At 59.2% G+C, this 20,089-nt stretch carries 17 protein-coding genes; 6 read left to right on the forward strand and 11 right to left on the reverse strand.

Features of this window, described 5'->3' with window-relative positions; translation table 11 throughout:
* Nucleotides 1-4 precede the first annotated feature (4 nt).
* The 4 genes from murC to ftsZ all read left to right on the forward strand — a co-directional run bounded on the left by murC (nucleotide 5) and on the right by ftsZ (nucleotide 5,281).
* Nucleotides 5-1,447, forward strand: coding sequence for a UDP-N-acetylmuramate--L-alanine ligase (murC, locus tag ACN19L_RS18315; RefSeq protein WP_426490906.1), 1,443 nt, complete (start codon nucleotides 5-7; stop codon nucleotides 1,445-1,447).
* Nucleotides 1,431-2,195, forward strand: a complete 765-nt coding sequence (locus ACN19L_RS18320; protein ID WP_426490907.1) for a cell division protein FtsQ/DivIB — start codon at nucleotides 1,431-1,433, stop codon at nucleotides 2,193-2,195. The genes murC and ACN19L_RS18320 overlap by 17 nt, the downstream gene beginning before the upstream one ends.
* An 83-nt stretch (nucleotides 2,196-2,278) precedes the next feature.
* Nucleotides 2,279-3,679, forward strand: a complete 1,401-nt coding sequence (gene ftsA / locus ACN19L_RS18325; protein ID WP_426490908.1) for a cell division protein FtsA — start codon at nucleotides 2,279-2,281, stop codon at nucleotides 3,677-3,679.
* A 108-nt stretch (nucleotides 3,680-3,787) separates the two neighbouring features.
* On the forward strand, nucleotides 3,788-5,281 hold the full coding sequence (gene ftsZ / locus ACN19L_RS18330) for a cell division protein FtsZ (RefSeq protein ID WP_426490909.1): 1,494 nt from the start codon (nucleotides 3,788-3,790) through the stop codon (nucleotides 5,279-5,281).
* Nucleotides 5,282-5,373: 92 nt separating this feature from the next.
* On the opposite strand, the gene ACN19L_RS18335 is transcribed toward ftsZ, so the two are convergent.
* From ACN19L_RS18335 to ACN19L_RS18345, 3 genes are read right to left on the reverse strand one after another with little or no spacing between them, the layout of a single operon-like run.
* Complete coding sequence (locus ACN19L_RS18335) at nucleotides 5,374-5,541, reverse strand: hypothetical protein (RefSeq protein WP_426490910.1); 168 nt, start codon at nucleotides 5,539-5,541, stop codon at nucleotides 5,374-5,376.
* A 12-nt stretch (nucleotides 5,542-5,553) separates the two neighbouring features.
* Nucleotides 5,554-6,687, reverse strand: a complete 1,134-nt coding sequence (locus ACN19L_RS18340; protein WP_426490911.1) for an acyltransferase family protein — start codon at nucleotides 6,685-6,687, stop codon at nucleotides 5,554-5,556.
* Between the two features lie 42 nt (nucleotides 6,688-6,729).
* Nucleotides 6,730-7,851: a cytochrome-c peroxidase gene (locus ACN19L_RS18345; protein WP_426490912.1), complete on the reverse strand. Its 1,122-nt coding sequence runs from the start codon at nucleotides 7,849-7,851 to the stop codon at nucleotides 6,730-6,732.
* Nucleotides 7,852-7,974: 123 nt separating this feature from the next.
* On the opposite strand from ACN19L_RS18345, the gene ACN19L_RS18350 reads away from it, so the two are divergent.
* Nucleotides 7,975-9,249, forward strand: coding sequence for a chloride channel protein (locus ACN19L_RS18350; protein ID WP_426490913.1), 1,275 nt, complete (start codon nucleotides 7,975-7,977; stop codon nucleotides 9,247-9,249).
* Nucleotides 9,250-9,351: 102 nt separating this feature from the next.
* Here the strand turns inward: ACN19L_RS18350 and ACN19L_RS18355 are convergent, their stop codons facing one another.
* The 8 genes from ACN19L_RS18355 to ACN19L_RS18390 all read right to left on the reverse strand — a co-directional run bounded on the left by ACN19L_RS18355 (nucleotide 9,352) and on the right by ACN19L_RS18390 (nucleotide 16,991).
* Nucleotides 9,352-10,356 carry a hypothetical protein gene (locus ACN19L_RS18355; RefSeq protein ID WP_426490914.1) on the reverse strand — a complete coding sequence of 335 codons (1,005 nt, stop codon included), beginning with the start codon at nucleotides 10,354-10,356 and terminating at the stop codon, nucleotides 9,352-9,354.
* Nucleotides 10,357-10,374: 18 nt separating this feature from the next.
* Nucleotides 10,375-11,433: a cytochrome-c peroxidase gene (locus ACN19L_RS18360; protein ID WP_426490915.1), complete on the reverse strand. Its 1,059-nt coding sequence runs from the start codon at nucleotides 11,431-11,433 to the stop codon at nucleotides 10,375-10,377.
* Between the two features lie 7 nt (nucleotides 11,434-11,440).
* Nucleotides 11,441-12,208 carry an MbnP family protein gene (locus ACN19L_RS18365; protein WP_426490916.1) on the reverse strand — a complete coding sequence of 256 codons (768 nt, stop codon included), beginning with the start codon at nucleotides 12,206-12,208 and terminating at the stop codon, nucleotides 11,441-11,443.
* 115 nt (nucleotides 12,209-12,323) lie between these two features.
* Nucleotides 12,324-12,701 (reverse strand): hypothetical protein, encoded by a 378-nt coding sequence (locus tag ACN19L_RS18370; RefSeq protein WP_426490917.1) that lies wholly within the window; start codon nucleotides 12,699-12,701, stop codon nucleotides 12,324-12,326.
* 82 nt (nucleotides 12,702-12,783) lie between these two features.
* A complete protein-coding gene (locus tag ACN19L_RS18375; protein ID WP_426490918.1) occupies nucleotides 12,784-13,311 on the reverse strand; it encodes an NADPH-dependent FMN reductase in 528 nt (175 codons plus the stop codon).
* A gap of 143 nt (nucleotides 13,312-13,454) precedes the next feature.
* Nucleotides 13,455-14,210: a succinate dehydrogenase/fumarate reductase iron-sulfur subunit gene (locus ACN19L_RS18380; protein WP_426493601.1), complete on the reverse strand. Its 756-nt coding sequence runs from the start codon at nucleotides 14,208-14,210 to the stop codon at nucleotides 13,455-13,457.
* Nucleotides 14,211-14,361: 151 nt separating this feature from the next.
* Nucleotides 14,362-16,296, reverse strand: a complete 1,935-nt coding sequence (locus ACN19L_RS18385; RefSeq protein ID WP_426490919.1) for a fumarate reductase/succinate dehydrogenase flavoprotein subunit — start codon at nucleotides 16,294-16,296, stop codon at nucleotides 14,362-14,364.
* 20 nt (nucleotides 16,297-16,316) lie between these two features.
* Entirely contained in the window at nucleotides 16,317-16,991 is a 675-nt protein-coding gene (locus tag ACN19L_RS18390; protein ID WP_426490920.1) for a succinate dehydrogenase cytochrome b subunit, read from the reverse strand.
* A 234-nt stretch (nucleotides 16,992-17,225) separates the two neighbouring features.
* Between ACN19L_RS18390 and ACN19L_RS18395 the strand changes: the two genes are divergently transcribed.
* On the forward strand, nucleotides 17,226-20,078 hold the full coding sequence (locus ACN19L_RS18395; RefSeq protein ID WP_426490921.1) for a gliding motility-associated C-terminal domain-containing protein: 2,853 nt from the start codon (nucleotides 17,226-17,228) through the stop codon (nucleotides 20,076-20,078).
* Nucleotides 20,079-20,089: the final 11 nt, after the last annotated feature.

Raw genomic sequence — 20,089 nt, forward strand, 5'->3', positions numbered from 1 at the left:
CTCCTTGAAAAAATACGTCTTCTTCCTCGGTATTGGTGGCATCGGTATGTCGGCGCTGGCGCGGTGGTTCCGGGCCAACGGCTATGAGGTAAGCGGCTACGATAAAACGGCCACGCCCCTCACCGAAAAGCTGGCCGCCGAAGGCATTGCCGTGCACTACGCGGATGCCGTGGAGAATATTCCGCTGGCCGTGCGCGAGAACCGCGAGCAGACGCTGGTAGTCCTGACGCCTGCCATTCCGAAAGACCATCAGGAGTGGGCCTGGCTGCGGGAGCAGGGCTATGACATTCAGAAGCGCAGCCAGGTACTGGGCGTGCTCACCCAGGGCCGGCCCACCATTGCCGTGGCCGGCACCCACGGCAAAACCACCACCAGCAGCATGGTGGCCCACCTGCTACACCACGCTGGCGTGCCTTGCGCCGCCTTTCTGGGCGGCATCAGCGTGAATCTGGGCTCCAACCTGCTGTTGCCCGAACAACCAACAACGAGCAACGAACAACCAGCCACTGACATTCCCGTGGTAGTGGAGGCCGACGAGTACGACCGGAGCTTTCTGACGCTGTTCCCCACGGTGGCCATCGTCACCAGCACCGATGCCGACCACCTCGACATCTACGGCCACAAGGATGCCCTGGTGGAGTCGTTCCGGCAGTTTGTGGGCCAGATTCAGCCAAGCGGCACGCTCATCATCAACCACACCGCCGACCCCAGCGTGGCGGCCGCCGTGCCGGCCGGGGTGCGCGTCATCCGCTACGGCCTCTCGCCCGAGCAGGGCCCCGAGTTGTACGCCGACGATATTACCGCCCAGGGCCACCAGTTTCGGTTCAGCCTGCACGGCCCGCAGGGGGCAGTCGAAGGGCTGACGCTGGCCGTGCCTGGCTACCACAACGTGGAGAACATGCTGGCCGCCGCCTGCGTGGCCCAGCTTTACGGCCTCTCAGCCGGGCAGCTGCGCGCGGCGGTGGCCGCCTACCAGGGCGTAAAGCGCCGGTTTGAGTTTGTGCTTACCGCTGGCACGCCCGCGGCGCCTAAGGTGTACGTGGATGATTATGCGCACCACCCACGCGAAATTGAAGCCTTTCTTCGTTCTCTGCGCGCCCTGTATCCGGGCCGCCGGCTGCGGGTGCTTTTCCAGCCCCACCTGTTCAGCCGCACCCGCGACTTTGCTCCGGGATTTGCTGAAAGTCTGAGTCTTGCTGACGAAGTGGTGTTGCTTGATATCTACCCGGCCCGCGAGCTACCCATGCCCGGCGTTACGTCGGAATTGATTTTATCCCAAATCACAGCGCCAGAAAAATCTCTGCAGACGAAAGAAGAAATTTTGCGGAATGCCGAAACCAATCCGAATTTTGACGTATTAGCCACCGTTGGAGCAGGTGACATTGATCAACTTGTTCCTCGTTTAAAGAATATTTTGGATATTCGCTGGAATGGAGCTGAAGCGTAAAGCCAACAACCTACTTTTTGCTACGGGCTGCCTGCTGATGCTGGTGGGCCTGGGGGCGTTTGCGGCGTTCCGGCAGGCCAATCGGCCTGTGGGCGAAGTTTCGGTGTCTATCAGCAATGAGTTCAACAACTTTTTCATCAGTGAGCGGGAGGTGACCAGCCTGCTCACCCGCCACGGCCAGGACCAGCTGGAAGGTGCCAATCCTGCCGATATCAACCTGAAGGAGCTGGAAGGCCGCCTGAAAGCCCACAGCTTTGTGAAAGATGCCCAGGTGTACCGCGACCTGGCCGGCAATCTGCACGCCGACGTGCGCCAGAACCGGCCCATTGCCCGCCTCGTACACGCCGACTCCCGCCAGGACAGCTACCTGGATGCGGAGGGCCACAAGCTGCCGCTTTCTCCGCTGTTCACGGCCCGGGTAGTGCCGGTTTCCCGCCTGGGAGGCCAGCCCCTGTCTGCAAACTTCTTTCAGGACAGCGCCGGCACCCGTTATCTGGAGTTTTTACGTTACATCGACGAAAAACCATTCTGGCGCGCGCAGGTAGCGGAAGTATTCGTGGGACCCAGCGGTAGGATTTCTTTCACGCAGCAAGTAGGCGACCAACGAGTAGAATTTGGCTTTCCTGAGAATATTTCGGAAAAATTTGCGAAACTGATGGTATTTTACCGTCAAATTCCCCCAGTGCTCGGGTGGGATACGTACCACCGCGTCAACGTCGAGTTTAAAGATCAAATCATCTGCGAATAGAAATATTCATCTAAAACGCTAAATTCAAGCGTTTTAGATGTGCTTTACCTGCAACCAACCGCAACTCTCTCGCCCCTCCTCCCATGCAACACGATAAAATTGTAGTCGGCCTCGACATCGGTACCACCAAAATTTGCGCACTGGTTGGGCGTAAAAATGAGTTTGGCAAACTCGAAATTCTGGGCATGGGTAAAGCCGTGTCGGAAGGCGTGGTGCGCGGTATCGTGTCGAATATCGACAAAACCGTGGATGCCATCAAAAAGGCAATTCGGCAGGCGGAGGAGCAGTCGGGCATCAATATTGGCGTGGTGAACGTGGGCATTGCGGGTCAGCACATCAAGAGCCTGCAGCACAATGGCAGTATCACCCGCGCCTCGGTGGACAACGAAATCACCCAGGCTGATGTGGAGCGCCTCACCAGCGACATGTACCGCTTGGTAACGCCGCCCGGCTCCCAGATCATTCACGTAATGCCACAGGATTACAAAGTGGATTATGAGGAAGGTATTCTCGACCCCGTAGGGATGTCGGGTGTACGGCTGGAGGGCAATTTCCACATCATCACGGCGCAGAGCACGGCCATTAACAACATTCACAAGTGCGTGACGAAGGCCGGGCTGGAAATCGACAACCTGATTCTGGAGCCCCTGGCTTCTTCGATGTCGGTGCTGTCGGATGAGGAGAAAGAGGCTGGTGTGGCCCTGATTGATATTGGCGGCGGCACTACGGACCTGGCCGTGTTCAAGGATGGCATCATCCGCCACGCGGCCGTGCTGCCTTTCGGGGGCAATATCATCACGTCCGATATCAAGCAAGGCTGTCTGGTGATGCAAAACCAGGCCGAGCAGCTCAAGGTGAAATTCGGCAAAGCCATTGCTGAAGAAGCTTCCGAGTACGAAATCGTGAGCATCCCCGGTCTGCGGGACCGGGCGCCCAAGGAAATCAGCCTGAAAAACCTGGCCTACATCATTGAGGCCCGGATGGAGGAAATCATTGAACTGGTGTACGCCGAAATTCAGCGTCTGGGCTTCCAGGATAAGCTGGCGGCGGGCATTGTGCTCACGGGCGGCGGCTCCCAGCTCCAGAACCTGGTGCAGCTGGCTGAGTACGTAACCGGCATGGATACCCGCATTGGCTACCCCAACGAGCACTTGGGCAAGAGCAAAATTGAGGCGGTAAAATCACCGATGTATGCCACTACGGTGGGCCTGGTACTGGCGGGTTACCGCTCCCTTGATGACCGCAACAACCAGCGTGGCTACGACGAGCCGGAACAGAACTACTACCGCACTGCGCCCGAGCCGCGCCCGGTAGCGGCTGCTCCCGCGCCGCAGCCTGCTGCTGCTCCCCAGCCGCAGCCCGTAGCAGCGCAGCCTGCGCCGGAAGCTCCTAAAAAATCGTCGGGTGCCGGCGACTTTTTCCAGAAGATCATCAGCCGGACCAAAGGGTTGCTGATTGATGACTTCGACGACAAACAGTACTAGTTCAGTTATGAGGTATGAGGTAGGAATGACGAATTACCAGATGGCATTGGCCGTCCATAATTCGTCATTCCTACCTCATACCTCATAATTCATAACTGACCTCAGCTCATGAATTTTACTTTCGATATTCCGGCTCAGTCCCGGTCCATCATTAAGGTGATTGGCGTAGGTGGTGGCGGCTCCAATGCCGTGAATCACATGTTCAGCCAAGGCATTAAGGATGTAGAGTTTGTCATCTGCAATACCGATAAACAGGCTTTGGCGTCTTCCACAGTGCCCAACCGTCTGCAAATCGGAGCCGATCTGACGGAAGGCCTCGGGGCCGGGGCCAACCCGGAGCGCGGCAAACAGGCCGCCATTGAGAGCCGGGAGCAAATCCGGGAGTTGCTCAGCAACGGCACCAAAATGGTATTTATCACGGCCGGTATGGGCGGTGGTACTGGTACCGGTGCCGCGCCCGTAATTGCCAAAGTGGCCAAGGAACTGGGCATTCTCACGGTCGGTATTGTAACGGCTCCCTTCATGTTTGAGGGCAAGAAGAAGCGGCAGCAGGCGGAGCACGGCATCAAGGAGCTGAGTGACAACTGCGACACGGTGCTGGTGATTCTGAACGACCGGCTGCGCGAGATTTTCGGCAACCTGCCCATCCGCTCGGCCTTCGCTAAGGCGGATAACGTGCTGAGTACGGCTGCTAAATCCATTGCCGAAATCATCACCGTTACGGCCGACGTAAACGTGGACTTTGAAGACGTGAAAACCGTCATGAAGGACTCGGGGGCGGCCGTAATGGGCAGCAGTATCACGGAAGGGGAAAACCGGGCCCAGCGGGCCGCTGAGGAAGCCCTGGCCTCGCCGCTGCTCAACAATACGGACATCCACGGGGCGCAGAAAATCCTGCTCAGCATTATGTCGGGCGACCAGGCAGAACTGGAAATGGATGAGCTGACCGAAATTACGGAGTACATTCAGGACAAAGCCGGCCAGAATGCCGAGGTGATTTTCGGGCACGGTATCGACCCTACGCTGGGCCAGAGCATCCGGGTAACGGTTATTGCCACCGGTTTTGCCCGCGACGCGCACAACATCACCAACGTGGTAGCCCGCGAGCCGGAAGCCACTACTGCCCAGCCCGATCCGCAAATCAACATCTTCGATAAAGACCGGCAGGAAGCAGTGGCAACACCCGCTGTGCCTACGTTTGGTCCGCCCACTCCCGTGGCCGCCGAGCAGCCGGTAACGCAATATATTCTCGATGCCCCGGCTCCGCAGAGTTATGAGCCCACGGTAGTTTCGGCCCCGTCGATGCCTGCTCCCGAGCCGGTATTGTCGCAGCAGCCGGCGCAGCCGGTTACTACGCACCACCTGCCGCGGCCGTCACTGGATGCCCGGGCGGAGGAGCGGCGGCAGCGGCTTCAGGCGTTGAGCAATGGCCTGAGCAACGACGCTATCAAGGACCAACTGGAAACGCCCGCCTACCTGCGGCGGCAGGTAAAACTGGAAAATGTGGTTCCCTCGTCGGAGCAAAACATCAGCCGATTCAATCTTTCGGATGATAACGAGCTACTCGGCGACAACCGGTTTCTGCACGACAATGTGGACTAATCCGGCTACCTCCAATTCAGCTAGTCTTTGAACACGAAGCCCCGATGGATAACCATCGGGGCTTCGTGTTCAAAGACTAGCTGAATTGGAGGTTATTGACCGCTGGGGGCCAGTGAGTCTGCCGGAATCGTGTCCTGCAGGATGCGGTCGGGGGCAGCCGCTTCCCGATCAGGGCTAAGGGTGCGGCCCCGGGACGTACGGGGCGTGAGTGTGCAGGAGGCCAACAATAGGCTGCTGGCGAGTAGGGCAAGAAAGCGCATCGGAACGGAATATCAGGAAATGGAAGAGGAAGATAGGGGCCGGGCGCGCAGCCAGCGGTGCAGTGGTTCTTCTACGCCATAATGCAGGCCAAGAGCCAGGGCATTAAGCAAAACAAATAGCAGCAGGCCGTTTGTGGTGACATAATACGCCAGCCAGTCGTGCACGATGCCCATGTGGATGAGGTAGAACACGTAGGAGCTTTTGCCCAGTACCCGAAGCAGTGGGGTAGATAGTAATTGGCGCAGCCACGTCTTTTCTGTCAGCAGGCCCATAAAAAGCACCAGAATGCCGCCGGGCAGTGCCACATTGTTCAGCACCACCCCCAGCGGGTGCTCCTGCCCGTAGGTGTAGCCGCCTTTTATCAGCACCATTCCGATTACGCAGGCCCCCATGATAACCAGCCCAGCCAGCGTGCGTCGGCCTTGATGCGCAGCAGCGGGTAGTTGGCGCTGCTGGTACAGCAGCGCCAACTGAACCCCCGCGTAGAACTCAAAACAGCGGCCCAGGAAAGTGAACAGCAGCATAAATTTGAAGTTGCCGAACAGGCCATGCAGCGCCGTGTAATGTGGCGCGCATACGGCTACCAGGGCAATACCCAGCGCCAGCAACCCGAACGGCTGCACCCACAGTAACCGGGGAAACCGGCGGGCCAGCACAAAAATCAGCGGAGCCAGCAGGTAGAAGCACTCCTCAACCGTGAGTGACCAGGCCTGCGCAATGCCGATGTATTTGGTATGGTCGAAAAAGCCTTGGGTAAGCGTCAGGCTCTGGAGTAGCTCAGGCAGATAAAACGTGCCCTGTCGCCGGAAAACGGCATACGTGAGCAGGGTCAATAGCAAATAAACAGGATAGATGCGGGCCCACCGGTTGCGCAGGTAGCGCGCCCACTGCCGGGGCTGCGTCAGTGGAGTGGTAGCATAGCGGAGCGTAATCAGAAAACCGCTCAGAACAAAGAATATGGGGACGCCCACGTGAAACTCCATCACCAGTGCTGCCAGTGGAGCCAGGCCCGGCTTAGTAGCACAGGGGTTGAAATGGTGCAGATACACCAGATAGGCCGCCACAGCCCGTATGCCGGTAAAGGCCGGTAAATAGATGGCGGGAGAAGGCGCAGAACTGAACCGGGAAGAAGAAGGAAGCAGCACGTGGTGAAAGGATGAGCCGCCAAACCTACTGATTTTTGGAAGCTACTGCCGGAAAGGGTCCGAAAAACGCTTATCTGTGAGGAAAGTAGAGTCCGTGAGCGTTTTCAGAAAGGCAATGAGCTGGGCTTTTTCCTGCACTGTAAGGTCGAGGCGGGTACCGTTCGGGGTGTTCGACAAAAGCACATTGGGGTCGACGCCGGGGCTGCTTACTTGGATATGCTCGTTATAATGGTCCAGCACCTGCTCCAGGGTCTGAAAGCGGCCGTCGTGCATGTAGGGAGCCGTTTGGGCAATATTGCGGAGACTGGGTGCTTTGAACTTGCCCCGGTCGGCGGGCAGGCCGGTTACGCTGCTCCGGCCGGGGTCGGTAAAGCGGGCATCCAGCCCGTTATTGAAGAAATCCGGAGACGTAAACAGGCCGTTTTCACTGATGTGGCAGTGGTGGCAGGTGCCGCCCCTGATAAACAAGCCGCTGACTTCACCCGGGTGGTTATTAAATAAAGCCGCCCCCGCCCGCTCCGTGGGCGAAAGGGAAATTTCCTTACGCAGGTACCGGTCGTAGCGGGAGTTAGCCGAAATCAGAGTGCGCTCAAACTGGGCCAGGGCCTTCAATACGCTGGTTTCCGTGATGGTGCTGCTCCCGAACGCCTTCTGAAACAATGGCGGATACAGGTCCGTTTTCTGCAGCTTCCGCACCCCTTCGGCCAGCGACTGGTGCATTTCCACCGGGTTTTCGATGGGCGTACGGGCCTGTTGCTCCAGGCTGGTCGCGGCCCCGTCCCAGGCAAGCGTTTTCTCCCAGAGCAGGTTTACCAATGACATGGTGTTGCGGGAGTGAGGCTGGCCATCGGCCCCAATGGCGCGCACTTGAGCATCGGTGAAGGCCCGGCTCTGCTGGTGGCAGCTCCCGCACGACTGGGTACCGTTGCCGGAAAGCTGCCCTTCGTAGAACAGCTTCCGTCCCAGTTCTACTCCCTCTACCGTCAGCGGGTTATCGGCCGGAACAGTGGCATTCTGGGGCAGGTTGGTTGGCAGCGTGAGTGGGTAAGGTGTCGTTATTACCGGGTTTTGCTCGCCGGTGGTGCCCTTGTCGCCGCAGCCGGTCAGCCCGGCCATTACCAGCAGAAACAGAACCGTACGAAGGCGGGAGTACAGGTGCGGCATACCGGAGTAAAACAAAGTCCTTCCTGAAGATATAGATTCTGCTGGAACAGTGCCTGCCGCGCCGGTGGTTCCGGATGGCTGCTGGCCGCGTACTTTTGCCATTCTGCTACCTTGCCTGCTGCTATGACTCCCCATTTACGCACTCTGCTGACTGAGTACCGCCTGTTACTGCTGTATCTGGGCCGCTGGGTGCTGCTGGCCGCCGCTGTGGCTGGGCTGGCCGGTACGGCTTCCGCCGGATTTCTGGTGGCGTTGGAGTGGGTGACTACCTGGCGGGAGGCCCATCAGTGGATTATTGCTCTGCTACCCCTGGGCGGCTTGGTGGTGGGTAGCTTGTACTACTATTTAGGCCGGAGCGTGGAAGCTGGCAACAACCTGATTCTGGACGCCATTCACCGGCCCCAGGCTGCGGTGCCGCTGCGAATGGTGCCACTGGTGTTGCTGGGTACTTTGCTTACGCACCTGGTGGGGGGCTCGGCCGGTCGCGAGGGTACCGCCGTGCAGATGGGGGGGGCGCTGGCCGACCAGCTGCCGGGCTGGTTGCGACTGCGGCATCGGGACCGTTCCGTTTTGCTGATAGCGGGGGTAAGTGCCGGTTTTGCTTCGGTATTCGGAACGCCGCTGGCCGGAGCCGTATTTGGGCTGGAAGTGTTTCTGCTGGGCCGAATCCGGTATCACGCGCTGCTGCCCGCGTTTCTGGCCGCCGCCGGGGCCGACTGGGTAACCCGGGCCTGGGGCGTCGGCCACACGGCGTATCCGCAGTTGGCGGTACCGGCTATTTCTGTAGAGTATGTGCTGCTGGCTGTGGGGGTGGGCGTGGCGTGCGGATCAGTGGCGCGGGTGTTTGCCGCGGCCACGCATTTGGTAGGAGCCACCGGCAAAAAATGGGTTGCTTGGCCGCCCCTGCGCCCGGTGCTGGGCGGGGCCGTGCTGGCGGTGGTAGTCTGGACCCTGGGCACTACGGAGTACATCGGTTTAGGTATTCCAACTATTGTTGCCTCCTTCCAGGGGCCACTGCCTCCCTATGCCTTCGCTCTAAAGCTCCTGCTCACGGCACTTACGCTGGGAGCGGGCTTCAAAGGCGGCGAGGTAACACCCCTGTTTTTCATTGGGGCGACGCTGGGCAATGCGCTGGGATGGTTGGTGCCCTTGCCGCTGCCGCTGCTGGCAGGAATGGGGTTCGTGGCCGTCTTCGCCGGGGCTGCCAACACCCCGCTGGCGTGCACCCTAATGGCTATGGAACTATTCGGCAGCGGCTGCGGGCTGTACGCCGGCCTGGCCTGCGTAAGCAGCTACCTGTTCTCAGGCCATCGGGGCATCTACGGGGCACAGGTAATCGGGGAGCCCAAACACCGCCGCTGGCTCCGTCAGCAGGGCCAGCGGCTGCGGGAATTATAAAACGTATGAGGTGGTGAGATGACCGGTGGCAGGCAAAACGAAACTGCGGGAACAGCGGGCAAGTATTTTACCTGCCACCTGCCACCTGTCACCTGTCACCTGTCACCTCAATAGATAGTTGCTCTGGTGGAAGCTGTAGCCAACGGCCACGACCATGCGGCCAGCGCTGGCCGGGTGGTCGGTGGTGGCGGTGTACACAGGTAGCTGGAAGCTGGTGTTCAGCGAGAAGTTCTTGTAGTACACATCCAAGCCGGGGCCCAGTAGCGCGTTATTCATGGCGTGTTCCCCCGTGCGCCTGCCTTCAAAGGTTTCGCCCTTGGTCTTCTCATAAAAGAACTGCGCCGATGGGTACAGCTGCCACTGATTGCCGCTGCCCAAGGGCACGCGGTAGAACAGATTGGCAAACGTGGTGATGCTGGGCGCCAGGCTCTCCGCCAGTGCGTTCCGGGACGCGCGCCGGTAACTGCTGTTCAGACTCAGCCCGAGGTTACGGTAGCTGCCGATATAATTAGCGTACACAAACCCATCGGTGGTACCGGTGCCAGGCTGGTTCAGGGCGGGGTACCGTCGGCCTTCCGCGTTGCGGCGCTGGTAGTTGCCGGTGGGCAGCTTGGCTCCACCGCCCACAATCAGCCGACTCTGTACCCCGGCCGTTTCGATGTTCCGGAGCAGATGGTAGCCGGCAAACACCGTTACATCACCCACCCCAGCCAGGTTCAGCGTGGCTCCATTGGCCCGGGCCGAGTTCATCACGTAGGGTAGAAAAGCATTTAACTCCACCCGTTTACTCAGGAAGAATTTGCCACGCAGCTCCATCACCCGAAAAATCTCGTAGTCAGAGGCGTCACCTTTGTGTGAGTGGCGGAAATCGTCATCTACATGGCTAAGGGGCGTAGAAAAAAACGGCCGGGACCCGGCGGGAAAAAACTGCGGCTGCTGGCCGTAGCGCTGGTAGCCGTTGAACACCCGGTAGCGGTGCATTAGCGAGAAGCCGCTTTGGTTGTCGTAGGGCGTGATACCCATAAAGCACCCGCAAACGTCGCAGGCGCAGGCCGCGGTTGCCAGCAGGAGTGCGGGCAACAGCAGTGTCAGAAATTTTTGGTTCATGAAAAGGCAGAACTGCGGCTAGCGGTGCTCGGCCAGCCGCTGGTCCTGAATAAATTCGGTGTCGGTGAGGGTTTGCAGGAAGGCCAGCAAATCCGTTTTCTCGTCGTCGGTGAGGCTGATGCCGGGCCCGGAGCCGCTCCGGCGGAACTGTTGGTCCAGCGTGGCCGACTCCATCATGCCCTGGCTGTAGTGGTCCAGTACTTCCTGAAGGGTTTTAAAGCGCCCGTCGTGCATATAGGGTGGGGTGAGGGCCACGTTGCGCAGGCTGGGCACTTTGAAGCGGCCCACATCCTGGGGCCGCCCCGTGATGTGCGCCCGCCCCGAGTCGGCCGCGAAGGTGCGGTCCAGCCCGTTGTTGCGGTAGGTTTCATCAGTGAACAGCTCGCCGGCGTGGCAGGAGCCGCACCTCTGTCGCAGCACCGCCAACCCGCGCAGCTCCCCGGCCGACAGCTCCGCGCCGGCTTCGTGGCGGGCGTACCGGTCGTAGCGGGAGTTACTGCTGGTGAGCGAGGCCGTAAACTGCGCCAGTGCCTTCAGAAACTGCTGGGAGGTGATGGGGCCCGGCCCGTACACCCGCGCAAACTGCTGCGGATAGCGGGCATCGGCGTTCAGCTTGCGCAATACGTTGGGCAGCGTCTCGTCCATCTCCACTGGGTTGGTAATAGGAGCCAGCGGCATGGTTTCGAGGTGTTTGGCCCCACCATCCCACAGAAACTCGCGGCGCCACCGCAAATTCTGCAAAGCCGGGGCGTTGCGGGTACCCAACAGGTTGTCCACCCCGTGGCTGACGCGGTGGTCCTGGTGGGCGAAGGCCACAAACTGCTGGTGGCAGCTGCCGCACGATATATCCCCCGTGCGCGACAGGCGCGGGTCGTAGAACAGGGTACGGCCCAGCTCAAACGCTTCCCGGGTGGGTGGGTTTTGCTCAGTTCCGTACACCGGAACCGGGAAGTTGGCCGGTACCGTGGTGCCGGGTACCTGCCAGGCCGGTGCTACTTCCGCCTCGGAAGTGCAGGAAGTCAGCCCCAGTCCGGCCAGCCCCAGCAGGGCCAGCCAGGCGAGTACAGCACGTAGCACGGCCCGATTAGTTGGCGTGCACATGGTCGACGCGGAACATGCCGGCGGCCTGGTTGTCGGCCACTCTCACCGAGCTGGCCCCGCCCATTGTGTTTGAGAGCGTGCTGAAATCAACGGGGTTCGGGCCCGTGAACATCTTTAGCACATCGGCCTGCAGGTGCACGGCCGGGGTGCGGTCTTTCCGAATCTGGATGGTGGCCCCGTTCAGGCTCGGCGACACGGTACGGATGGTGTTGTTGGGCTTCTTGAACCCGCCAATGTGAAACAGCAGCTGCTTGTTGCCGCTCGCCTGCGGCGACGAGCCTTCCAGCTTGGTGTAGATGTAGCCCGAGTTCCAGGTCCAGAACATGCCGTTGGCCGGGTCCAGCGCGCCGGTTTGGGCGCCCGATACATTCCGGGTGCTATCCACGCCGATGGTGAAGGCGAGGCTGGTGTAGTCGCCGGCCGGTACATTGGTGAGCGTGAACAGCTTGCTGCCCGCTTCCGACTCCCTTACCAGGTGGTAGCTCTCGGGCTCGGCGTACTCGGTGCCGTCGGACTTCCGGAGCTTGATGTTGGAGAGGTAGTAGTTGAACGTGGACACCGTGAACTGCTGGCCCAGCGGGGTGGAGTAGGTGCCCGTGTTGAGCGTGAGCGGGGTATTGCCCACCAAGTGGTCTACCTCAATATCGAGGGTGCCGGGCTGGGGAGTGGTGCTGTCGGCATCGTCTTGGCAGGCGCTGAGCAGGGTAGTGAATGCAACAAGGAACAGACAGGTAAACGAACGGAATTTCATCGGGAAAAAGCCAAAAGCTGAAAACAGGAGAATACAGCCGTGGGGGCCACCTCAGTAAGCGAGGAGCCCACGGCTACGCCCGGCCCCGGTGGGGGCGGGTACTGCCAGAAATCAGCTAGGCTGCGGGGGGATGAAACACGCCGGCGGCCGGCGAAAAGGCGTAGCAGCTGGCTACGCGGGGCGCGAACAGGCGCGCCAGGGCAAAAACGGCCGGGGCCGCCGGAGCCACGAATACCGGCTCCGGGGCCAACCCGTCGTACTTCACCTTGGCAAAGCCCCCGGCCGGCGTTTTAGAGTCGGCATCGGTGGCTTTGCGCAACTGTTTGCGCAGGTGGCATTTGCCGTTACACTGCAGGCGGGGCCGGGCCTTGTTCACGCAGAATAGCTGCGTGATTTCCGCCTTGCGGGCCTGATAATCCAGTACCAGCAACTCCCGACTAAACGTCTGGAGCAACACCAGGATACTCAGAAAACCAGCGAAAAAACGGGTCATGCCAACAAGCCAACAGCGCACCAATGCGGCCGCAAGGTAGCGCCGGAAATTCATTGTCGAGCAAAAAAGCGCCCGATATGGCCTAAAAACGCACTAGATGGGCTACCTGCTCCAGCAACAACTGCTGATATAAAGGTTCCGAGAGGGTACCATCATCAGCCAAGTGCTTATCGATGAACGGCAGCCGCACCCGCTGGGGTAGTACCGTAGTACCCAAATACATCAGGACATCGGTAAGGTGATTGAGGGCCAGTACGCCGCCCTGGGTACCGGTGCTCAGGCCCACCAGCGCCGCCTTTTTGCCGCGGATGCCGCCAGGGTAGGGAAGGCCATCAATAAACGACTTCAGCACACCCGGAAACGAACAATTGTACTCCGGTACCACAAATACCAGCTTGGTAGCCCGTTCTGCCATCTGCACTAACTGGTTGAATTCGGGGTGAAGGCCAGTGTTCTGGTAGAGGGCCGAGGTAGTAAAATCAGCCGGTAGCAACTGCAAATCCAGAATCTGCGCCTCTTCGCCCTGCTCAGTCAACAGATTCAGATATAAATCGGCAATGCGGCGGGCGCGTGAATTGGGCCGGTTGGTGCCGGCAACGATGGTGACCATGCAGGAGAGAAAAGTAAGATGGTAGAAGCGGCAGCCGGTACAGCAGGCCGCCAAACCAGAAAGCGAGGTTACTGAAAAACAAAAAGGCGAAACGGAAATCCGCTTCGCCTTTTGAGAAATCCTACGGGTATAACCCCGAAACCTTAGGCCAGGTTATTAGAAGTCGCCTTGGCGGCCAGGAATTCGTGGTTCAGGATGGCAATGTTCTCCAGCGAAATACCCACTGGGCACTCGGCGGCGCAGCTGCCAATGTTGGTGCAGGCCCCAAAGCCTTCTTTGTCCATCTGGGCCACCATGTTTTCTACGCGGGTTTTGCGCTCCACGTGGCCCTGGGGTAGCAACGCCAGCTGGCTCACCTTGGCCGATACGAACAGCATGGCCGAGGCGTTTTTGCACGAGGCCACGCAGGCCCCGCAGCCAATGCAGGTAGCGGCTTCAAACGCGCGGTCGGCAATTTCCTTCGGAATCGGAATTTCGTTGGCATCGGGGGTACCGCCGGTGTTTACCGACACGTAGCCACCGGCCTGGATAATCCGGTCGAAGGCCGAGCGGTCTACGCTCAGGTCTTTGTTGACGGGGAAAGCGGCGGCGCGCCAGGGTTCAATGGTGATGGTGTCGCCATCGTTGAACTTGCGCATGTGCAGCTGGCAGGTGGTGGTGCCGGGCTCGGGGCCGTGGGCGCGGCCATTGATGAACAGGTTGCACGAGCCGCAAATGCCTTCGCGGCAGTCGTGGTCAAAGGCTACCGGCTCCTCGCCTTTGCGCAGCAGGTCCTCGTTCAGTACGTCCAGCATTTCCAGGAACGACATATCGGGCGAAATGTCCTTTACCTGGTAATCTACGATGGCACCTTGGGTGTTGCGGTTCTTCTGCCGCCACACCTTCAGCGTCAGGTTCATCGGCTTGGCATTGGGGTTACTTCCAGCCATTTTTATTTCTGAATTATGAATTATGAATTAAAAATTATGAATCGAAATCATGAATTGCGAAGGTTAGTCTACATGAAAGCCAGCCCTTCACAATTCACAATTTCTAACTCATAATTCAGCTTTACTTGTAGCTACGCTGGGTGAGCTTCACGTTTTCGAACTGCAGCGCCTCCTTGTTCAGGATTTCGGGCTGGTTGTCGCCAGTGTACTGCCAGGCAGCCACGTAGGCGTAGTTCTCGTCGTCGCGCAGGGCTTCCCCTTCGGGCGTCTGGTACTCCTCGCGGAAGTGACCACCGCAGCTTTCGTTGCGGTTGTAGGCGTCGTCAATCATCAGCTCGCCCAGCTCCAGGAAGTCGGCTACGCGGCCGGCTTTCTCCAGCGCCTGGTTCATTTCCGTTTCGGTGCCCACCAGTTTCAGGTCGCTCCAGAACTCCTTGCGCAGTTTCTGGATTTCCTTTTTGGCGTGCTGCAGACCCTCGGCGTTGCGGGCCATGCCGCAATACTCCCACATGATGTGGCCTAGGGCCTTATGGAAGTCGTCGGGGGTGCGCGTACCGTTGATGCTCATCAGCTTCTGCACGCGGGCCCGTACGTCGGCCTCGGCTTCCTTGAAGGCCGGGTGCTCGGTGGTAACGGGCTTGGGGGCCGTCTGGGCCAGGTAATCACCAATGGTATAGGGAATTACGAAGTAGCCGTCGGCCAGGCCCTGCATCAGCGCCGAAGCCCCGAGGCGGTTGGCACCGTGGTCGGAAAAGTTACACTCACCGGTAGCGTACAGGCCGGGAATGGTGGTTTGCAGGTTGTAATCTACCCACAGGCCGCCCATGGTGTAGTGCACGGCCGGGTAAATGCGCATGGGCTGCTCGTAGGGGTTCTCGCCAGTGATTTTGGCGTACATATCGAACAGGTTACCATACTTCTGGCTTACCCACTCCGCGCCGTTGCGCTTGATGGCATCGGCGAAGTCGAGGAACACGGCCAGGCCCGAAGAGCCGACGCCGCGACCTTCGTCGCACATCTGCTTGGCGTTACGCGAGGCCACGTCGCGCGGCACCAGGTTACCGAAGGCGGGGTATTTGCGCTCCAGGAAGTAGTCGCGCTCCTCCTCCGGGATGTCCTGCACCCGAATCTGACCGGCCCGCAGGCGCTCAGCCGTTTCTTTCGAGGCCGGCACCCACACGCGCCCGTCGTTGCGCAGCGACTCCGACATCAGCGTCAGCTTCGACTGGTAGTCGCCCGATACGGGAATGCAGGTGGGGTGAATCTGAGTGAAGCAGGGGTTGGCGAAGTACGCGCCCTTTTTGTGGGCCCGCCACGCGGCGGTGGCGTTGCAGTACTTGGCGTTGGTGCTCAGGTAGAACACGTTGCCGTAGCCACCGGTGGCCAGCACCACGGCGTGGGCCGCGTGCTGCTCAATTTCGCCGGTAATCAGGTTACGGGTGATGATACCGCGGGCCTGGCCGTCTACTACCACCACGTCCAGCATTTCGGAACGGGTATAGAGCTTCACCTTGCCGTAGGCTACCTGGCGCGACAGGGCCGAGTAGGCCCCCAGCAGCAGCTGCTGGCCGGTCTGGCCCCGGGCATAGAATGTGCGGCTTACCTGGGCACCACCGAACGAGCGGTTCGCCAGCAGTCCGCCGTACTCGCGGGCGAAGGGCACACCCTGGGCCACGCACTGGTCGATGATGTTTACCGATACCTGGGCCAGCCGGTACACGTTGGCTTCCCGGGCCCGGTAGTCACCGCCCTTGATGGTATCGTAGAACAGACGGAACACCGAGTCGCCGTCGTTCTGGTAGTTTTTGGCAGCGTTGATACCGCCCTGGGCGGCAATGGAGTGCGCGCGGCGGGGCGAGTCGTGGTACGTGAAGGCTTTCACGTTGTAGCCCAGCTCGGCCAGGGACGCCGCCGCTGAGGCGCCGGCCAGGCCGGTACCCACCACAATCACGTCGTATTTCCGCTTGTTGGCGGGGTTTACGAGCTTAACGTTAAACTTGTGTTTGTCCCATTTTTCGGCCAGCGGGCCTTCGGGAATTTTGGAATCCGGAAACATCGGCTGTCGAGGTTAGGAGGTTATTTGACGAAGTAGAAATAGAGCGGCATGGCAGCAAAGGCAGCGCACACCACAATCGAGAAGGCATAGCCTACAAATTTGACGGCGGGTGTGTACTTGCGGTGCGTGAGGCCCAGCGTTTGGAAGGCACTGCTGAAGCCATGCAGCAAGTGATACAGCAGCGCTACTTGCGCAACTACGTACAGTGCCACGTACAACGGGTTTTTGAAGGCTGCCAGCACCAGGCTGTACGCGTCTTCGTTGCCATTGGCGTCGCGCGGTACATCCGTAAAGCGCAACGAGCCGAAGAAGTTGTACAGGTGCACAATCAGAAAGAACAGCACAATAGAGCCCAGCATGGCCATGCTGCGCGAGTGCCAAGAGCTATTCTGCTCAATGTGGTTGGATACGTAGCCCTGACCGCCCCGGGCGGCGCGGTTTTTAGCGGCTAGTGCCAGGCCTTCATAAATATGGAAGCCGAAGCCCAGTACCAGCACGATTTCCAGGGTACGGATAATCGGGTTATGGCCCATGAACTCAGAGTAGGCATTGAATGCCACGCCGTTGTCGGCTTTGAACAGCTGCAGGTTCCCAACCAGGTGCACTACCAGGAAGGAGCAGAGGAAAAGGCCAGTAACGGCCATGATAATTTTGCGGCCGATGCTGCTGGAAAGAGTTTTTGAAATCCAACTCATAGAGAGCTACTAAAGGGGGTTTGGGTAGGTCGGTATGACGGCCAAAGGTAGTCCTGAACCAAACAGGAAACAATCTAGATAAGGCAAGCGCGTTACAGTGAATCTATCCCGCGCCAACTCCGTTAGTACATTGTACTCTCTAACAACCGCAGGCTGGTTTTTTTGTTAGGTTCCTGCTTGGTTTTTGCTGACCTTCCTTTTTCCCGTTCCTCCGCTTACAAAGCTGCTGACTATATGAGTATTCCCTTACGTAATCGTGCCGGGCAGCGGTGGCTGACCGGGTTGCTAATAGTGCTGGGCTGGCTGGGGAGCATGACGATGGCCCAGGCCACTCACCTGCGCGCCGGCGATATTCAGGCTAAGACGGATACTACGGCAGCCCGTAATCCCCGCCGCATCTTTTTTAAGATGGTATTGTACACTTCGGCGGAAGGAAACGTGGCTGATGAGCCAACTGTCAACATCTATTTCGGGGATAATACCTGCGCAACGGGCAATAACGCCATTCCGCGTTCCGGTAACCGCCAGCAAATTTCGCCTGATACCTACCGGAACGTTTACTATTTTGAGCATACGTATAACTCGCCGGGTACCTATAGAGTGATGTACCTGAGCGTAAACCGGGTAGCTGGGGTAGTGAATATGCTGAACTCGGTGAACACCTCGTTCTATATTTCCACCACGGTTACCATTGATCCGTTTCTGCAAAACAGGTCGCCGATACTGAATGCGCCGCCGATTGATAAAGCAGCCATCGGCCAGGTATTTCTGCATAACCCCGCTGCTACTGACGCCGACGGGGATTCACTGGTGTATGAACTTCGGCCCAGCCAGCAGGCACCCGTACCCGCCGCCTGCACGCCCGCACCTACCGAAGTAGCGGGCTTCCGCTATCCCAGCGACCCGGGCCTGCCCGGAAGTCCCCGGCAGGTTGCCTATGCCGGCCCACCCGTGGGGGTGCCTGGCGACCCGGCTATCTTTGTGCAGAATCCCCGGACCGGACAAATCGTGTGGAATTCTCCGGGACTGCAGGGCGTATACAACGTGGCCTTTGTGGTGCGTGAGTACCGCCGCACGCCCGGTACGCGCGCCCGTCTGATTGGTGAGGTGGTGCGCGACATGCAGATAATGGTGCAGAACACGAATAACCAGCGGCCTACCATTGTTATACCGCCGGATATCTGCGTCATAGCAAATACCCCGGTTACGGGCCTGGTAACAGCCACCGACCCTGACAACAACCCCATTAAGCTGGAGGCGTTCGGCGGGATGCTGCCCCGTCCCGCCAGCTTTGTTCAAAATACCCCAGGTCCACCCACGGCCCGGGGTACATTTCAGTGGACTCCTACCTGCGCGGATATCCGTCAGGAGCCCCACCAGGTACTATTCAAGGCCACCGATCAGCCTACGGGCAACATCCCACCGCTCATCGACCAGCGAACCTGGAACATTACGGTCATAGGGCCGGCTCCGCAAAACCTGCGCGCCACGTTGCAGGGTAGCACCGCTCGCCTGGATTGGGACAGCTACAGCTGTCAGAATCCAGGTGCGCAGATACTGATTTTCCGGCGCGAAAACTCCTACCGCTTCACGCCCGGCCCCTGTGAAACCGGTTTACCAGCGGCAGCGGGCTATACGCAGGTAGGCTCGGTTGGGGTAGGGTCCCGAACTTTCCTGGATGATAACAACGGCCGGGGGCTTGACCGGGGCAAAACCTACTGCTACCGCATCTACGTGCAGTTTGCCTCACCGGGCCTGGGGGCCAGTATTGCCTCTAATGAAGATTGTGTGACTCTGGCCGGTCGCTCGGCGCGCCTGACCAACGTAACCGTGGACCGCACCGACGAAACCAACGGGCAGATTACCGTTCGGTGGACGAAACCTACCTCTACGGCCGGCTTCGGACCAACCAGAGGCTACCGGCTGTTCCGGGCTCCGGGGCTAAATCCGGCGGCTACGGCTTTTACGCAGGTGTATACTTCCACTAATCTGGATGATACTACCTTCGTCAACTCGGGCCTTAACACTACCGCTCTTACCTACACGTACCGACTGGATTTCTACAACGTGCCGGTAACGGGAGCTTCGGAAACGGTGGAAGTAGCGGGGCCGGCCTCCAGTGTGCGGGTAAGTGGCACCCCTGATCCGGTAGCTAACTCTATTGCTCTTTCCTGGACCTATCAGGTTCCCTGGGACAATACCAGACGGCCCACCACTATTTACCGGCGCGAGAATACGGGTACCTTCCGGCCAATTGCTAAGGTAACAGGGGCAGCCACGGGGGGTACGTATGTGGACCAAGGTACTGTGGGCGGTCCGCTGGTAAAGGGGCGGACGTACTGCTACTACGTGAAGACTAACGGCACTTACGACGCAACCCGGCCGGACTCCCTCATCAACCTGAGCCAGGAGCAATGTGTGGCGCTGCTCACCGTGCCGTGCACGCCCGTGCTCACGCTCAAAGCCACTAATTGCGACAGTCTGGCCAGCCGGTTGTTTGAGCTGCCGGCCACCCCACTCACCGGCCAGGTGTATACCAACTACCTGAGCTGGACGCTGAGCAGTCAGCCCACGGCCGACTGTAACAAGAATATCGTATCGTACATTATCTACTACGCGCCCACCGATGCCGACCCGTTACAGGAGCTGACGCGGGTTCCGGGTAATCAGCTGACGTACGAGCACAGAAACCTGACGTCGGCGCAGGGATGTTACGCGGTGCGGGCAGTGGACGACAACGGCGCCATCAGTGCCCTGAGCAACAAAGAGTGTAAGGATAATTGCCTGCTGTTTTTGCTACCCAACATCTTCACCCCGAACGGCGACGGCAAGAACGATACGTTCCGGCCCAAGGTGTTCAGTCCCATTGAGCGCACCAGCATCAAGATCTTCAACCGCTGGGGCACCAAGGTGTACGAAAGTGATAAGGACCCGCTCATTAACTGGACCGGCGGGGGCAATGGCCCTGAAAGCAACTCCAACGGCAAAGTGCCGGATGGCGTGTACCTATATCAGGCCGAAGTGCAGTTCCGGGACGCTAACCGTACCAAGCGCGTATTCAAAGGCTGGGTGCAGATTAATCGTTAACAGCAACGCCA

The organism is Hymenobacter sp. 102, from assembly GCF_049949205.1.
Classification (GTDB): Bacteria; Bacteroidota; Bacteroidia; order Cytophagales; family Hymenobacteraceae; genus Hymenobacter.

What these genes read in the sequence shown, in the direction of transcription:
- ACN19L_RS18320 (WP_426490907.1), top strand. Translation starts at nt 1,431, where the DNA reads ATGGAGCTGAAGCGTAAAGCCAACAACCTACTTTTTGCTACGGGCTGC.
- ftsA (WP_426490908.1), top strand. Translation starts at nt 2,279, where the DNA reads ATGCAACACGATAAAATTGTAGTCGGCCTCGACATCGGTACCACCAAA.
- ftsZ (WP_426490909.1), top strand. Translation starts at nt 3,788, where the DNA reads ATGAATTTTACTTTCGATATTCCGGCTCAGTCCCGGTCCATCATTAAG.
- ACN19L_RS18335 (WP_426490910.1), bottom strand. Translation starts at nt 5,541, where the DNA reads ATGCGCTTTCTTGCCCTACTCGCCAGCAGCCTATTGTTGGCCTCCTGC.
- ACN19L_RS18345 (WP_426490912.1), bottom strand. Translation starts at nt 7,851, where the DNA reads ATGCCGCACCTGTACTCCCGCCTTCGTACGGTTCTGTTTCTGCTGGTA.
- ACN19L_RS18350 (WP_426490913.1), top strand. Translation starts at nt 7,975, where the DNA reads ATGACTCCCCATTTACGCACTCTGCTGACTGAGTACCGCCTGTTACTG.
- ACN19L_RS18355 (WP_426490914.1), bottom strand. Translation starts at nt 10,356, where the DNA reads ATGAACCAAAAATTTCTGACACTGCTGTTGCCCGCACTCCTGCTGGCA.
- ACN19L_RS18365 (WP_426490916.1), bottom strand. Translation starts at nt 12,208, where the DNA reads ATGAAATTCCGTTCGTTTACCTGTCTGTTCCTTGTTGCATTCACTACC.
- ACN19L_RS18370 (WP_426490917.1), bottom strand. Translation starts at nt 12,701, where the DNA reads ATGACCCGTTTTTTCGCTGGTTTTCTGAGTATCCTGGTGTTGCTCCAG.
- ACN19L_RS18375 (WP_426490918.1), bottom strand. Translation starts at nt 13,311, where the DNA reads ATGGTCACCATCGTTGCCGGCACCAACCGGCCCAATTCACGCGCCCGC.
- ACN19L_RS18380 (WP_426493601.1), bottom strand. Translation starts at nt 14,210, where the DNA reads ATGAACCTGACGCTGAAGGTGTGGCGGCAGAAGAACCGCAACACCCAA.
- ACN19L_RS18385 (WP_426490919.1), bottom strand. Translation starts at nt 16,296, where the DNA reads ATGTTTCCGGATTCCAAAATTCCCGAAGGCCCGCTGGCCGAAAAATGG.
- ACN19L_RS18390 (WP_426490920.1), bottom strand. Translation starts at nt 16,991, where the DNA reads ATGAGTTGGATTTCAAAAACTCTTTCCAGCAGCATCGGCCGCAAAATT.
- ACN19L_RS18395 (WP_426490921.1), top strand. Translation starts at nt 17,226, where the DNA reads ATGAGTATTCCCTTACGTAATCGTGCCGGGCAGCGGTGGCTGACCGGG.